The organism is Pseudomonas sp. PDM17 (assembly GCF_014851985.1).
Lineage (GTDB): Bacteria > Pseudomonadota > Gammaproteobacteria > Pseudomonadales > Pseudomonadaceae > Pseudomonas.
Genome location: NZ_JACVAT010000003.1, coordinates 73,798 through 87,877, shown reverse-complemented (window position 1 = coordinate 87,877; position 14,080 = coordinate 73,798). Strand labels below are relative to the sequence as shown.

12 protein-coding genes are annotated in these 14,080 nt (G+C 64.4%); 6 read left to right on the top strand and 6 right to left on the bottom strand.

Features of this window, described 5'->3' with window-relative positions:
* Window positions 1-29: 29 nt before the first annotated feature.
* From IB256_RS10590 to IB256_RS10580, 3 genes are all read right to left on the bottom strand, one after another.
* Entirely contained in the window at window positions 30-2,852 is a 2,823-nt protein-coding gene (locus IB256_RS10590; RefSeq protein ID WP_192402482.1) for an FAD-binding and (Fe-S)-binding domain-containing protein, read from the bottom strand.
* An 80-nt stretch (window positions 2,853-2,932) separates the two neighbouring features.
* The gene (gene lldD, locus IB256_RS10585) at window positions 2,933-4,078 is read right to left on the bottom strand and encodes an FMN-dependent L-lactate dehydrogenase LldD (RefSeq protein WP_192292692.1); all 1,146 of its coding nucleotides are present in this window, start codon (window positions 4,076-4,078) and stop codon (window positions 2,933-2,935) included.
* A gap of 115 nt (window positions 4,079-4,193) precedes the next feature.
* Window positions 4,194-5,870, bottom strand: a complete 1,677-nt coding sequence (locus IB256_RS10580; protein ID WP_192292684.1) for a lactate permease LctP family transporter — start codon at window positions 5,868-5,870, stop codon at window positions 4,194-4,196.
* Between the two features lie 346 nt (window positions 5,871-6,216).
* Here IB256_RS10580 and IB256_RS10575 point away from each other — a divergent pair, with 346 nt between their 5' ends.
* Complete coding sequence (locus tag IB256_RS10575; RefSeq protein WP_192292683.1) at window positions 6,217-6,993, top strand: FCD domain-containing protein; 777 nt, start codon at window positions 6,217-6,219, stop codon at window positions 6,991-6,993.
* 36 nt (window positions 6,994-7,029) lie between these two features.
* Here the strand turns inward: IB256_RS10575 and smpB are convergent, their stop codons facing one another.
* A complete protein-coding gene (gene smpB, locus IB256_RS10570) occupies window positions 7,030-7,509 on the bottom strand; it encodes an SsrA-binding protein SmpB (protein WP_017518965.1) in 480 nt (159 codons plus the stop codon).
* A gap of 154 nt (window positions 7,510-7,663) precedes the next feature.
* Between smpB and IB256_RS10565 the strand changes: the two genes are divergently transcribed.
* Window positions 7,664-8,098: a type II toxin-antitoxin system RatA family toxin gene (locus IB256_RS10565; protein ID WP_081520685.1), complete on the top strand. Its 435-nt coding sequence runs from the start codon at window positions 7,664-7,666 to the stop codon at window positions 8,096-8,098.
* The gene (locus IB256_RS10560; RefSeq protein WP_192292681.1) at window positions 8,091-8,399 is read left to right on the top strand and encodes an RnfH family protein; all 309 of its coding nucleotides are present in this window, start codon (window positions 8,091-8,093) and stop codon (window positions 8,397-8,399) included. Before IB256_RS10565 ends, IB256_RS10560 begins: the two co-directional genes overlap by 8 nt.
* Before the next feature lie 87 nt (window positions 8,400-8,486).
* On the opposite strand, the gene IB256_RS10555 is transcribed toward IB256_RS10560, so the two are convergent.
* Window positions 8,487-9,023 (bottom strand): outer membrane protein assembly factor BamE, encoded by a 537-nt coding sequence (locus IB256_RS10555; protein WP_192292679.1) that lies wholly within the window; start codon window positions 9,021-9,023, stop codon window positions 8,487-8,489.
* Window positions 9,024-9,119: 96 nt separating this feature from the next.
* Between IB256_RS10555 and fur the strand changes: the two genes are divergently transcribed.
* Window positions 9,120-9,524: a ferric iron uptake transcriptional regulator gene (gene fur / locus IB256_RS10550; RefSeq protein WP_009613072.1), complete on the top strand. Its 405-nt coding sequence runs from the start codon at window positions 9,120-9,122 to the stop codon at window positions 9,522-9,524.
* A 72-nt stretch (window positions 9,525-9,596) separates the two neighbouring features.
* Here fur and recN read toward each other — a convergent pair whose 3' ends face one another.
* Window positions 9,597-11,273: a DNA repair protein RecN gene (recN, locus tag IB256_RS10545; RefSeq protein WP_192292678.1), complete on the bottom strand. Its 1,677-nt coding sequence runs from the start codon at window positions 11,271-11,273 to the stop codon at window positions 9,597-9,599.
* 197 nt (window positions 11,274-11,470) lie between these two features.
* Between recN and grpE the strand changes: the two genes are divergently transcribed.
* Entirely contained in the window at window positions 11,471-12,034 is a 564-nt protein-coding gene (gene grpE / locus IB256_RS10540; protein ID WP_081520689.1) for a nucleotide exchange factor GrpE, read from the top strand.
* A 90-nt stretch (window positions 12,035-12,124) separates the two neighbouring features.
* Window positions 12,125-14,041 (top strand): molecular chaperone DnaK, encoded by a 1,917-nt coding sequence (gene dnaK, locus IB256_RS10535; protein WP_184592263.1) that lies wholly within the window; start codon window positions 12,125-12,127, stop codon window positions 14,039-14,041.
* Window positions 14,042-14,080: the final 39 nt, after the last annotated feature.

Genomic DNA, 14,080 nt, shown 5'->3' with positions numbered 1-14,080 from the left:
GGCGGATAACGCTGGAGACGTTGTGTGCCCTACGCCTGGACTGTGGACGAACGCGCGCGAGTCACGCGATCCACCAGATAGACCACGCCGCGATAGTCGATACCGCCATGGGCGGACAGGCCGATCTCGCAGGTGCGGCTGGTGGAGACGCCTTCCTCGCAATACTGCACCGCGTCCTTGAGCGTGCGCAGCGAATGCGCGTTCAGCTCGGGCGTGGTGAAGCCCTTGTCGCCGGCAAAACCACAGCAGTGGATGCCCTCGGGGATCACCACTTCGCGGGTGCAGCGCTTGACCAGGTCGATCAGCGCCTGGCTTTCGCCCAGGTGCTGGGTGCTGCAGGTGACGTGCACGGCCACCGGCTTGTCCTGCGGCTGGAAGTCCAGACGCTCGACCAGATGGGTGCGGATGAACTTCACCGGGTCGTAGATCTTCAGCCGGTCGTCCGCCAGTTCCTGCACCAGGCGCAGGGTGCAGGGGCTGGTGTCGCAGTAGATCGGGTCGAGGCCACCCCGGCTGGCGCGCAGCAATTCGGCGAGCAGTTCGTCGCGCTTGGCGTCGGCTTGGCTCTTGTAGCCCTTGGAGGCGAACGGCTGGCCGCAGCAGAGGTTATCGGCGTTGTCCGGGAAGACCACCTGGTAGCCGGCTTTCTCCAGCAACTGGCGGGTCTTGTCGATCAGCGGCATCTGCTCTTCGTCCGCCGCCGCCGGGCCCATGGCGCGGGAGACGCAGGCGGTGAGGTAGACGACGCGCGGCTTGCCGTTATCCACAGGCTGCGAAGCGGCAGCCAGGCGCACGGGCTGCGGCATGGCCGGCGTCCACTGCGGTACGCGGCCCTTGCTGGCATGGCTGATGGAAGCGCTGAGGCGGGCCAGGCGCGGCGCGCCGAGCACCATGCGCGCACCGTTGGCAGCGTGCAGCATGAACTTCGCACCCTTGAGTGCGGTGGCGAAGTTGCGTGCCAGCCAGGTGGCGGTGCCGGCGTGGTGCGCTTCTTCACCGCGCAGCTTGCGGACCAGCTCGCCGGTGTTGATGTTCACCGGGCAGCGCTGGGCGCACAGGCCGGTGGCGGCGCAGGTGTCGATGCCCTGGTACTGGTAGTCGCGCTCAAGCTCGGTGGTGTCGACGCCGGCGCGGCGCTTGGCCTGGATGTCGCGCCACATGACGATGCGCTGGCGTGGGCTGAGGGTCAGCCCCTTGGATGGGCAGACCGGCTCGCAGAAGCCGCACTCGATGCACTTGTCGACGATCTCGTCGGCGGCCGGCAGCGGTTTGAGGTTCTTCAGGTGCAGCTGCGGGTCGTCGGTCAGCACCACGCCGGGGTTGAGGATGCCGGTGGGGTCGAGCAGGCGCTTCAGCTGCCACATCAGTTGGTAGGCGTCGTGGCCCCATTCCAGCTCGACGAAGGGCGCCATGTTGCGCCCGGTGCCGTGCTCGGCCTTGAGCGAGCCGCCGTATTCCACGGCGACCAGGTGCGCGACGTCGTCCATGAAGGCCGAGTAGCGCGCGATCTGCTCAGGCGATTCGAAACCCTGGGTGAAGACGAAGTGCAGGTTCCCTTCCAGCGCGTGGCCGAACAGGATGGCTTCGTCGTAGCCGTGCCTGTCGAACAGCTCGATCAGGCGGTTCACGCCCTCGGCCAGCTGTTCGACGGGGAAGGTGACGTCCTCGATGATCACCGTGGTGCCAGTCTCGCGCACTGCGCCGACGGCCGGGAAGGTGTCCTTGCGGATGCGCCAGAGCTGGTTGTAGACCGCCGGGTCTTCGCTGAAGTCGACCTGTTTCTCCACCGGGTAACCGGCGATGGAGGCGCTGATCTGCACGAGTTGTTCATGCAGCAGCGACTGGGTCGCTGCGCGGGATTCGATGAGCAGCGCGCAGGCGCCTTCGGAGAGGCTCTTCACCCACGTCGGCATGCCCTGCATGTTCTCCACCGAGCGCAGGCTGCGGCGGTCCAGCAGTTCCACGGCGGACACCGGTTGCTGCTTGAGCACGGTCACGGCCTTGCAGCAGGTCTCCACGTCGGGGAAGACGATCAGCGCGCTGGCCTTGTTCGGGTGGTCGGGCACGGTGTCGTAGGTGACCGCGCTGATGAAGCCCAGGGTGCCTTCGGAGCCGACCATCAGGTGGGTGAGGATATCCAGCGGCTCGTCGTAGTCGACCAGCGCATTCAGCGACAGGCCTGTGGTGTTCTTCAGGCGGTACTTGTGGCGGATCTTCGCGGCCAGCTCGGTGTTGGCGCGGGTTTGCCGGCCCAGCTCGGCGAGTTGGTCGAGCAGTGTGCCGTGGCTTTCGCGAAAGGCCGCGAGGCTGTCGGGCAACTCGCTGTCCAGCAGCGTACCGTCGGCCAGCAGCAGGCGCATGCCAGCCAGGGTGTGGTAGCTGTTCTGCGCGGTGCCGCAGCACATGCCGCTGGCGTTGTTGGCGACGATGCCGCCGATCTTGCAGGCGTTGATCGACGCCGGGTCCGGGCCGATCTTGCGGCCGAACGGAGCCAGCCAGGCGTTGGCCTGAGCGCCGATGACGCCGGGCTGCAGGCGAATCTGCGTGCCGCCGTCGCGGATGTCGCGGCCGTTCCAGTTGTCACCCAGCACCAGCAGCACCGAGTCGCTCACTGCCTGGCCGGAGAGGCTGGTGCCTGCGGCGCGGAAGGTCACCGCGACCTTGTTGGTGTGGGCGGACTTGAGCAGGCTGGCGACTTCGTCTTCGCTTTCGACGCGGATCACCAGCTGGGGGATCAGCCGATAGAAGCTGGCGTCGGTGCCGAAGGCCAGGGTCGAGAGCGCATCGTCGAAGCGGCGCTCGCGGGGGATCAGGTGTTCTACCGTGTCGAGGAACGCGGCGGGCAGGCTCATGCAATCTCCTCGCGGGGCCATGGCGTCTGGCGCGCCACGTACCCCGGTCAATCAGGCTGTATTTCGTGTGGGCGTATGGATCACGCGCCCAGTTCGCTCACCAGCGAGTCGCGGGTGATCTCGCCAATGGTCTTGGCGCCGGTGAGCACCATGGCCACGCGCATTTCCTTCTCGAACAGGTCCAGCAGGTTCTTCACGCCGGCTTCGCCGTGGGTCGCCAGGGCGTAGAGGAAGGCGCGGCCGATGAGCACGGTGTCCGCGCCCAGGGCGATCATGCGCACCACGTCCAGGCCGTTGCGGATGCCTGAGTCGGCGAGGATCTTCAGGTCGCCTTTCACCGCATCGGCGATGGCCGGCAGGGCGCGGGCGCTGGAAAGCACGCCGTCGAGCTGGCGGCCGCCGTGGTTGGAGACGACGATGCCGTCGGCGCCGAATTTCACTGCATCCTTCGCGTCTTCCGGGTCAAGGATGCCCTTGATGATCATCGGGCCGTCCCAGAATTCACGGATCCACTCCAGGTCCTTCCAGGAGATCGACGGGTCGAAGTTGGCGCCCAGCCAGCCGATGTAGTCGGCCAGGCCGGTGGGGTTGCCGCGGTACTTGGAGATGTTGCCCAGGTCGTGGGGCTTGCCCAGCAGCCCGACGTCGAGGGCCCAGGACGGGTGGGTCATGGCCTGCCAGACACGGCGCAGGGGCGCGTTCGGGCCGCTCATGCCGGAGTGCGCGTCACGGTAGCGGGCGCCGGGCACCGGCATGTCGACGGTAAACACCAGGGTCTTCACGCCGGCGGCCTTGGCGCGCTCGAGGGCATTGCGCATGAAGCCGCGATCCTTCAGCACATAGAGCTGGAACCACATGGGCCGGTCGATGGCCGGGGCGACTTCCTCGATGGGGCAGACCGACACCGTGGACATAGTGAACGGGATGCCTTTCGCGGCGGCCGCGCGGGCTGCCTGTACTTCTCCGCGCCGGGCGTACATGCCGGTCAGGCCGACGGGGGCCAGGGCGATGGGCATGCTCAACGTCTCGTCGAACAGCTTCGTCTCAAGGCTCAGCTCGGACATGTTCTTCAGCACGCGCTGGCGCAGGGCGATGTTGGCCAGGTCGTCGACGTTGTTGCGCAGGGTGCGCTCGGCGTAGGCGCCACCGTCGGCGTAGTGGAAGAGGAACGGCGGCAGCTTGCGTTGGGCCGCGGCGCGGTAGTCGGTAGAGGCAGAGATGATCATGGGCGTCTCATCGTTGTGGGGCTTGTCGAGGCCACTGCGCTGGCGCGCGTGACCTCGAAAGACCTTAGCTGCTTTGGACGAATCTCCGCGCGCAGGCGCGGAGTCGGGTCTTGCCTTAATGCACCAGCATGCCGGTGAAGATGTACGCCTGGGCCAGGGTGATCAGGCCCACCAGGGCGGCGAACATCAGGCTGTGCTTGAGGGTGAAGCGGAACAGATCGGATTCCTTGCCGACCATGCCGGTGGCGGCGCAGGCCACGGCGATGGATTGCGGCGAGATCATCTTGCCGGTCACGCCGCCGCTGGTGTTGGCCGCCACCAACAGGGTGTCGTTGACCCCGATCTGGTGCGCAGTGGTGGACTGCAGCGAGCTGAACAGGGCGTTGGAGGAGGTATCCGAACCGGTCAGGAACACGCCCAGCCAGCCGAGGAACGGCGAGAAGAACGGGAACGCCGCACCGGTGCCGGCCAGGACCAGTGCCAGGGTGGTGGACATCCCCGAGTAGTTGGTGACGAAGGCAAAGGCCAGCACCATGCCGATGGAGAGGATCGGCCACTTCAGCTCGATCAGGGTCTCCTTGAAGGTGGTCAGACCAGTTTTCGCACTGATGCGCAGGATGAGCATCGAGATCACCGCGGAGAAGAAGATCGCGGTGCCGGTGGCCGAGACCGGGTCCAGCTTGAACACGGCGGCGATCGGCGTCGGGTTGGCGACGATGGGTGCGGTCTTCACGACCAGCTGGTCCAGGTGCGGGATGGCGAAGTTGAACACCAGGTTGTACAGCGCGCCGCCCGGAGCGAAGAGCGCCTTGAACGGCTTCAGGGTCCAGATGGTGACCAGCACGGTCAGCACCAGGAAGGGCGACCAGGCCTTGAGGATTTCGCCGAAGCTGTAGGGGGTCGGCTCGGCGCTGCGCGGGCCGTTGCCGCCCAGCACGGCGGTGCCGCCGGCGGTGGCGACCACTTCACGCTCGCTGGCGGGTTGCCAGACCTTCAGGAACAGGGTCAGGGAAATCAGGCTGACCAGGGCGGAGGTGATATCCGGCAGTTCCGGGCCGATGAAGTTGGAGGTGAAGTACTGGGTGATGGCGAAGCTGCCGCCCGCGACCAGGGCGGCCGGCCAGGTTTCCTTCACGCCCTTGAGACCGTCCATCATGAACACCAGCCAGAACGGCACGAGGATCGACAGGAACGGCAGCTGGCGGCCGGTCATGGCGCCGATCTTGAACGCGTCGATACCAGTGACCTGGCCCGCCACGATGATCGGGATACCCAGGGCGCCGAAGGCGACCGGCGCGGTGTTGGCGATCAGGCACAGGCCTGCGGCGTACAGCGGGTTGAAGCCCAGGCCGACGAGCAGGGCGGCGGTGATCGCCACCGGTGCGCCGAAGCCCGCCGCACCTTCGAGGAAGGCGCCGAAGGAGAAACCGATCAGCAGCACCTGCAGGCGCTGGTCACCGGTGATCGACAGTACTGAGCTGCGGATCACTTCGAACTGGCCGCTCTTGACCGTGAGTTTGTAGAGGAACACCGCCGCAACGATGATCCAGGCAATCGGCCACAGGCCGTAGGCAAAGCCATAGCCGGCAGCGGCGATGGCCATGTCGGCGGGCATGCCGAAGGCGGTGATGGCGACGATGATCGAGAGGGCGAGGGTGATGCTGCCGGCGACGTGGCCCTTGAGGCGGAACACAGCGAGGGCGAGGAAGAAGAACACGATCGGGATGACGGCGACCAGCGCGGACAGGCCGAGGCTGCCGAGCGGGGTGTAGATCTGCTGCCAGGTTTGCATCTGGTTGGCTCCCTAATTGTTTTTGGGTGGAGGGCCTGGTTGCCGGTCGGGCGATTCCGATGCGCTTGTGGCGCGTTGGGCAGACGGTCGACTGATCGCGGCTTGTTGTTTTTCGTGCATGTGTTGTCGTGCAATTCGACTTCCGGTAAATTGGTATGACCAATTTACAAAGCCGAGCGCTCAGGGTAAAAGCCCTGCTGGCGGCATGTCAATTTGCTGCCCTGCGACTTTTGTCGAGCGTGGTCGGATAGGTACGCTGGTCTTGTTGCCGCTGGCGGCACTGGTTAGGCTGCCGCGCGCCGCGCAGGTCGCGGCCTAGAGTGAGAGAGCGAAGGAGTTCACCCGCATGAGTTTTGGTCAGGTCAAGCAGCGCCGTCTGTCGGACGATATCGTCGAGCGGCTGGAGGCGATGATCCTCGAGGGCACGCTCAAGGCTGGCGAGCGACTGCCCGCCGAGCGCGTGCTGGCCGAACAGTTCGGCGTCTCGCGGCCGTCACTTCGCGAGGCGATCCAGAAGCTCGGCGCCAAGGGCCTGCTGGTCAGTCGTCAGGGCGGCGGCAACTACGTCAGCGAAGGGCTGGGCTCAATGTTCAGCGATCCGCTGCTGCATCTGCTGGAGAGCAACCCGGAGGCCCAGCGCGACCTGCTGGAATTTCGCCATACCCTGGAGGGCTCATGCGCCTTCTACGCAGCGCAACGCGCGACCGAGGTGGATCACCAGCGCCTGCAGCAGGCCTTCGATGCGCTGCAGGACTGTTACCTGCGCGTGGGGAAAGTCAGTCGAGCGGAAGAGGGTGCGGCGGACGCGGCCTTCCACCTGGCCATTGCCGAGGCCAGTCACAACGCGGTGCTGCTGCACACCATTCGCGGCCTGTTCGACCTGCTCAAGCGCAACGTGGTGACCAACATCGGCGGGATGTACGCGCAGCGCGACGAGACCCGCGAGCAGCTGATGCGTCAGCACCGCGAGTTGTACGAGGCGATTATCGGCGGGCACGCGGAAGCGGCGCGGGAGATTTCCCAGCGACATATCGACTACGTGCAGGAAGTGCTGGCCGAGGTGCAGGCGAAGGAGTTGCGCCTGCAACGGGCACAGCGACGCCAAGGCTCAGTGGACGCCTGATCGGCAACGCGCTCTCGCAGGAGGGCGCGAAAGGACTCAGTCGTCCTTGCCGTGACGAATCGCGCGCTGGATTTCCCGGTCGGAGTCTCGCTCCTTCTCGGTGCCACGCTTGTCGTACTCTTTCTTGCCCTTGGCCAGTGCGATCTCGCACTTGATCAGGTGCTTCTTCCAGTACATCGACAGCGCGACGCAGGCGTAGCCTTTCTGCTGCACGGCACCGAACAGCTTGCCCAGCTCGCGCTTGTGCAACAGCAGCTTGCGCGTGCGCACCGGGTCGGCGATGACGTGGGTGCTGGCAGTGGTCAGCGGCGTGATGTGGCTGCCCAGCAGCCAGGCTTCGCCATCCTTGAGCAGCACGTAGCTGTCCACCAGCTGCGCCTTGCCGGCGCGCAGGCTTTTCACTTCCCAGCCGGCCAGGGCGACGCCTGCCTCGAAGCGCTGCTCGATGAAGTAGTCGTGCAGAGCCTTCTTGTTCTGCGCGATGGTCCCCGAAGGGTGTTTCTTCTGTTTAGCCATAGGCCGCGCATTATAGGGAGTCGCTCGCCGCGCCGCTATCGGGACAACGTGCGACGGCATGCAAGCTTGAGGGTGTGTGGCTAATCTCGGACAATGCGCGCTGTTTTTTTGAGCAGCGGGCGTATGCAACGCCCCACAACCAAGCGAGACGTCTATGAGCACGCATATCCAGCGTTCGGCGCTGCTGCCCTATCCGGCGAAGGCGCTGTACGACCTGGTCAACGATGTGGCGCGCTACCCGGAGTTCCTGCCCTGGTGTTCCGCCTCCACCGTGCTGGAGGCCAGCGATACGGCCATGCGCGCCGAGCTGACCGTGGCCAAGGGCAGCATCACCCAGCGCTTCACCACGCGTAATGCGCTGGTGCCGGGGCAGAGCATCGAGATGAACCTCGAGGAAGGCCCGTTTTCTCAGCTGCACGGCGTGTGGACCTTCAAGGCACTGGGCGACAAAGCCTGCAAGATTTCCCTGGACCTGACCTTCGACTACGCCGGCGCCCTGGTGAAAGCGACCCTCGGGCCACTGTTCACCCAGGCGGCGAACACCATGGTCGACGCCTTCTGCCAGCGCGCCAAGCAGCTGCATGGCTGAGTCCGCGAGCATCGCCATCGAGGTCGTCTACGCGTTGCCGGAGAAGCAGTCACTGCTGCGCCTGAGTGTTCCGCGCGGCACGCGGATGCGCGAAGCGGTGTTGTTGTCGGGCATCGCTGCGCAATTTCCTGGCCTGGATGTGCAGGATTGCCCGCTGGGTATCTTCGGCAAGGCGGTGGCCAGGCCCGAGGAGCGTGTGCTGGAGGAGGGCGAGCGAGTGGAAATCTACCGTCCGCTGATCGTCGATCCCAAGGAAGTACGCAAGCAGCGGGCTGCGCGGGCCAAGGCGGCGCGCGGCTGATTCTTCTGCGCTGCTGATTCTTGTGTACTGAAAGCGCAGGCAACAAAAAGCCCGGCATTGGCCGGGCTTTTTCGTTGGTGCGAATCCTTACTGCGGATTCTTGTCCAGCGGTTCCGGAGTCGGGATCGGCACGGTTTCCACCTGGTCGACTTCCTTCTGGATCTGCTCTTCCACGGAGCCGGGCTTGGCCGGTTCTTCCTTGGGCTGTTCGGGCTGCTGCTGGGTTGGCTGCGACGGTGAGGTTGCCGGGGTGCCTTCCTTGCCCAGAATCGACTCGTCGCGGCTGACGCCGGGCATGAAGTCGCCATTCAGGCCGACCAGCTGGTCGTTTTCGCCGAAGTACAGGCTCATGCGCTCCTGCTGGCGCTGACCGCCGCCGGGCTGGATGCTGTAGAGGTAATCCCAGCGATTGGGGTGGAAGGTATCCACGATCAGGGGGTTGCCCATGATAAACCGCACTTGGCGCCGGGTCATTCCGGGCTTCAACTGGTCTATCATATCCTGCGTTACAACGTTGCCCTGCTGGATGTCGATCTTGTAGACCCCCGGGAACGAGCAACCGGCGAGTGCGGCGAGTCCCAGCCCGAAAGCGAGACTGGTCAGCATGAGCTTGGCGTTTTGCATCAAGGGGTGACTTCCACTATCTTGGCTGAGCGACGAAATCCCGATCATACCTGTATTGAGAGATGCTGCGAAGCATTCCGCGCCGAGAAAGCACACATGGTTGAAAATAGCGAACTGCGCAAAGCCGGACTTAAGGTCACACTGCCGCGCGTCAAGATCCTCCAGATGCTCGATTCCGCCGAGCAGCGCCACATGAGCGCAGAGGATGTTTACAAAGCGCTGATGGAGGCGGGTGAAGACGTCGGTCTGGCCACCGTCTACCGCGTCCTGACCCAGTTCGAAGCCGCCGGCCTGGTGGTGCGCCACAACTTCGATGGCGGCCATGCCGTCTTCGAACTGGCCGACAGCGGTCACCATGATCACATGGTCTGCGTCGATACCGGCGAAGTCATCGAATTCATGGACTCGGAAATCGAGAAACGCCAGAAAGAGATCGTCAAAGAGCGCGGCTTCGAGCTCGTCGATCACAACCTGGTGCTCTACGTGCGCAAGAAGAAGTAAGCGCGCGCAGATGCAGAAACGGCGACCTTCGGGTCGCCGTTTTCGTTTGTGCGGTTTTTGAGTGGAAGCGCTTCAGCCTTGGACGGCCGAATCCACCATCTTGCGGGCGTGGGCCAGGGATTCCTTGGTCAGATCGACACCGCCGAGCATGCGGGCGATTTCCTCGATGCGCTCGGCCTTCTTCAGGTTGGCCACGGCGGTGCGGGTCTCGCTGGTGTCGCGGTCCTTGTGCACGAACAGGTGCTGGTGGCCCTGGGCGGCGACCTGCGGCAGGTGAGTGACGGTCAGCACCTGGCCGCGATCGCCGAGGCGGCGCAGCAACTGACCGACCACTTCGGCGGTGGGGCCGCCGATGCCGACGTCCACTTCGTCGAAGACCAGCGTGGGGGTGCGTGAGGTCTGCGCGGTGATCACCTGGATCGCCAGGCTGATGCGTGACAATTCGCCGCCCGAAGCGACCTTGGCCAGACCCTTCATCGGCTGCCCGGGGTTGGCGCTGACCAGGAACTCCAATTGCTCCAGACCGCTGGCCTGAGGCTCGTCCGAGCTGGACTGGCGCAGCTCGATGGCGAACCGCCCTCCAGGCATGCCCAGACGCTGCATCTCCACTTCCACGGCCCTTGCCAGCTTCGGCGCGGCATCCTGGCGGATGTGGCTGAGTTCGTCGGCTTTCTCCTGATAGTGACGGGCGTAGGCGGCCAGTTCGTCGCCCAGGCGCTCCACGGCTTCATCGTCGGCGTTCAGCGCTTCCAGTTCGTCCAGCAGGCGCTGCTGCAGGTCCTGCAGTTCGTGGGGCTGCACGCGGTGTTTGCGCGCGAGGCTATAGATGGCGTCCATACGCTCTTCCAGTTGCTGCAGGCGCATGGGGTCGGCATCGAAGTGGTCGACGAAGCGGTTCAGCTCGCCGATGGCTTCTTCCACCTGGATCTGCGCGCTGGACAGCAGGTTCACCGCTTCGCCCAGCGCGGTCGGCTGGCTCGGGAAGGCGGTGAGGCGGTTGAGGCTGGAGGTCAGCGCCGACAGCACGTTGCCGGCATCGCTTTCGCTGCACAACTCGACGACCTGGCGGCAGGCCGCGATCAAGCTGCCGGCGTTGCTCTGGGTCTTGTGTTCGGCTTCCAGCGACTCCAGTTCGTTGTCACCCAGGCCGAGGTTTTCCAGCTCTTCCAGCTGGTAGCTGAGCAGCTGGTGGCGGGCGCGTTGCTCGTCGCCATTGCGCGACAGACGGTCTAGCTCCTGGCGGGTCTGCTTCCAGCGCTGGGCGGCGAGGTGCACCTGGCGCGCCAGGTCCTGGCTGCCGGCGAATTCGTCGAGCAGGCGGCGGTGGGTGTCCGCCTTGAGCAGTGACTGGTGCTCGTGTTGGCTGTGGATGTCGATCAGCAGCTCGCCCAGGTGCTTGAGGTCGCCCAGTGGGCAGGGCGTGCCATTGATGTAGGCGCGGGAGCGGCCTTCGGCGGTGATCACCCGGCGCAGGATGCACGGGCCGTCCTGCTCCAGGTCGCGCTCGGCAAGCCAGTCGCGGGCTTCGGCAATCGCGCTGACATCGAAGCTGGCGAGAATGTCTGCCTTGTCCGAGCCGGGGCGGACCACGCCGCTGTCGGCGCGGTCGCCCAGCGCGAGCCCGAGGGCGTCGAGCATGATCGACTTGCCGGCGCCGGTTTCGCCGGTGATCACGGTCATGCCGGCGGCGAGCTCGAGATCGAGGTGCTCGACGATGGCGTAGTTGTGCACAGACAGATGAACCAGCATGGCGGCGGCTCCGCAGAAAGGTCTGGTTATTTATACAGTATTTTCAGGCGCTGGCAATTTTCTTCACGACGCCCGGAGGGGCTCCTGAGGCAGGTGCCCTTGAACTCGGGGATTTCCGCCCCATATACACGGCAGAGCCGCGGACCATAGGGTTCGCTTTGTTTTCAAAGGCTTATTTTCTTTTTTAGGAGAGTGGCATGTCTGACGAACAACAGACTCAGGATTCCCAGTTCAACGAGCAGCCGGACACCGGCGCTACCGGGGATCTGAACGCCCGCGTGCTGGAACTGGAAGAGCAGGTAGCCGCGGCGAAGGACCAGAGCCTGCGCGCCGTCGCCGAACTGCAGAACGTCCGCCGCCGTGCCGAGCAGGACGTGGAGAAGGCGCACAAGTTCGCCCTGGAGAAATTCGCCGGCGACCTGCTGCCGATCGTCGATACCCTCGAGCGCGCGCTGGAGATGTCGAACCCGGAAGACGAAGTGATCAAGCCGATGCGCGAAGGTATCGAACTGACGCTGAAGATGTTCCACGACACGCTGAAGCGCTACAACCTCGAGCCGGTCGATCCGCACGGCGAGCCGTTCAACCCTGAACACCACCAGGCCATGGCCATGGAAGAGAGCATTCGTCTCGAGCCGGGCAGCGTGGTCAAGGTGTTCCAGAAGGGCTATCTGCTCAACGGTCGTCTGCTGCGTCCGGCCATGGTCGTGGTCAGCAAGGCACCGGAACAAACTCCGCCTTCGATCGACGAGAAGGCTTGAAATCCACCACCCGGTCCCCATCTGGGTAATCAACCGAGCCAAAGACCCGCAACAGGGTCAGCGCGGAATCTAATTTCTGGAGAGTGAAATATGGGCAAAATCATTGGTATCGACCTGGGGACCACCAACTCCTGTGTGTCCATCCTGGAGAACGGTAACGTCAAGGTCATCGAGAACGCCGAAGGCGCTCGTACCACCCCGTCGATCATCGGCTACGCCAACGACGGCGAAATCCTGGTCGGTCAGCCGGCGAAGCGCCAGGCCGTGACCAACCCGACCAACACCCTGTACGCGGTGAAGCGCCTGATCGGCCGTCGCTTCGAAGAAGACGTCGTACAGAAAGACATCAAGATGGTGCCTTACAAGATCGTCAAGGCTGACAACGGCGACGCGTGGGTCGAGGCCAAGGGTCAGAAAATGGCTCCCCCGCAGGTCTCCGCCGAAGTTCTGAAGAAGATGAAGAAGACCGCCGAGGACTACCTGGGCGAGCCGGTCACCGAAGCGGTCATCACCGTTCCGGCCTACTTCAACGACAGCCAGCGTCAGGCCACTAAGGACGCCGGTCGCATCGCCGGTCTGGACGTCAAGCGCATCATCAACGAACCGACCGCGGCTGCGCTGGCCTATGGCCTGGACAAGGCCAAGGGCGACCATACCATCATCGTCTATGACCTGGGCGGCGGCACCTTCGACGTTTCCGTGATCGAAATCGCCGAAGTCGATGGCGAGCACCAGTTCGAAGTACTGGCTACCAACGGCGACACCTTCCTGGGTGGTGAAGACTTCGACCTGCGCCTGATCGACTACCTCGTTGAGGAGTTCAAGAAAGAGTCCGGCATGGACCTCAAGGGCGATCCGCTGGCCATGCAGCGCCTGAAGGAAGCTGCCGAGAAGGCCAAGATCGAGCTGTCCTCGACCCAGCAGACCGACGTCAACCTGCCGTACGTCACCGCTGACGCTTCCGGCCCGAAACACCTGAACGTCAAGGTTTCCCGCGCCAAGCTGGAGTCCCTGGTGGAAGACCTGGTCACCCGCACCATCGAGCCGTGCCGCGTTGCGCTGAAAGACGCAGGCCTGGACGTCTCGAAGATCGACGAAGTGATCCTGGTCGGCGGCCAGACCCGCATGCCGCTGGTGCAGAAGACCGTTGCCGAGTTCTTCGGCAAGGAAGCGCGCAAGGACGTCAACCCGGACGAAGCCGTTGCCATGGGTGCTGCCATCCAGGGCGCCGTTCTGGCCGGTGACGTGAAGGACGTGCTGCTGCTCGATGTCACCCCGCTGACCCTGGGTATCGAAACCCTCGGTGGCGTGATGACCGCACTGATCGACAAGAACACCACCATCCCGACCAAGAAGTCGCAGGTGTTCTCCACTGCCGATGACAACCAGGGCGCCGTGACCATCCATGTGCTGCAGGGCGAGCGCAAGCAAGCCGGCCAGAACAAGTCGCTGGGCAAGTTCGACCTGGCCGACATTCCGCCGGCTCCGCGCGGTGTGCCTCAGATCGAAGTGACCTTCGACATCGACGCCAACGGCATTCTGCACGTTGGTGCGAAAGACAAGGCCACCGGCAAGCAGCAGTCCATTGTGATCAAGGCTTCTTCGGGTCTGTCCGAAGACGAGATCCAGCAGATGGTTCGCGACGCCGAGGCGAATGCCGAGGAAGACCGCAAGTTCGAGGAACTGGCCGCTGCCCGCAACCAGGGTGATGCACTGGTCCACGCGACTCGCAAGATGGTCACCGAGGCTGGCGACAAGGCCACAGCCGAAGAGAAGGCGGCCATCGACAAGGCGCTGGGCGAGCTGGAAGTTGCCGTGAAGGGCGACGACAAGGCCGAGATCGAAGCGAAGATGAATGCGCTGTCCCAGGCATCCACTCCGCTGGCGCAGAAGATGTACGCCGAGCAGCCGCAGCCGGGCGCTGCCGCTCAGGGCGAGGCCGCTGATGACAAGGCTGGCGACGATGTCGTCGACGCCGAGTTCGAAGAGGTCAAGGAGAACAAGTAAGCCGCGTGCTTACTTCCGCCCCGGCGCACCGACCAGCGT

Excerpts from the sequence above, each read along its gene's own strand:
- IB256_RS10590 (WP_192402482.1), bottom strand. The coding sequence starts at position 2,852 with ATGAGCCTGCCCGCCGCGTTCCTCGACACGGTAGAACACCTGATCCCC.
- lldD (WP_192292692.1), bottom strand. The coding sequence starts at position 4,078 with ATGATCATCTCTGCCTCTACCGACTACCGCGCCGCGGCCCAACGCAAG.
- IB256_RS10580 (WP_192292684.1), bottom strand. The coding sequence starts at position 5,870 with ATGCAAACCTGGCAGCAGATCTACACCCCGCTCGGCAGCCTCGGCCTG.
- IB256_RS10575 (WP_192292683.1), top strand. The coding sequence starts at position 6,217 with ATGAGTTTTGGTCAGGTCAAGCAGCGCCGTCTGTCGGACGATATCGTC.
- smpB (WP_017518965.1), bottom strand. The coding sequence starts at position 7,509 with ATGGCTAAACAGAAGAAACACCCTTCGGGGACCATCGCGCAGAACAAG.
- IB256_RS10565 (WP_081520685.1), top strand. The coding sequence starts at position 7,664 with ATGAGCACGCATATCCAGCGTTCGGCGCTGCTGCCCTATCCGGCGAAG.
- IB256_RS10560 (WP_192292681.1), top strand. The coding sequence starts at position 8,091 with ATGGCTGAGTCCGCGAGCATCGCCATCGAGGTCGTCTACGCGTTGCCG.
- IB256_RS10555 (WP_192292679.1), bottom strand. The coding sequence starts at position 9,023 with ATGCAAAACGCCAAGCTCATGCTGACCAGTCTCGCTTTCGGGCTGGGA.
- fur (WP_009613072.1), top strand. The coding sequence starts at position 9,120 with ATGGTTGAAAATAGCGAACTGCGCAAAGCCGGACTTAAGGTCACACTG.
- recN (WP_192292678.1), bottom strand. The coding sequence starts at position 11,273 with ATGCTGGTTCATCTGTCTGTGCACAACTACGCCATCGTCGAGCACCTC.
- grpE (WP_081520689.1), top strand. The coding sequence starts at position 11,471 with ATGTCTGACGAACAACAGACTCAGGATTCCCAGTTCAACGAGCAGCCG.
- dnaK (WP_184592263.1), top strand. The coding sequence starts at position 12,125 with ATGGGCAAAATCATTGGTATCGACCTGGGGACCACCAACTCCTGTGTG.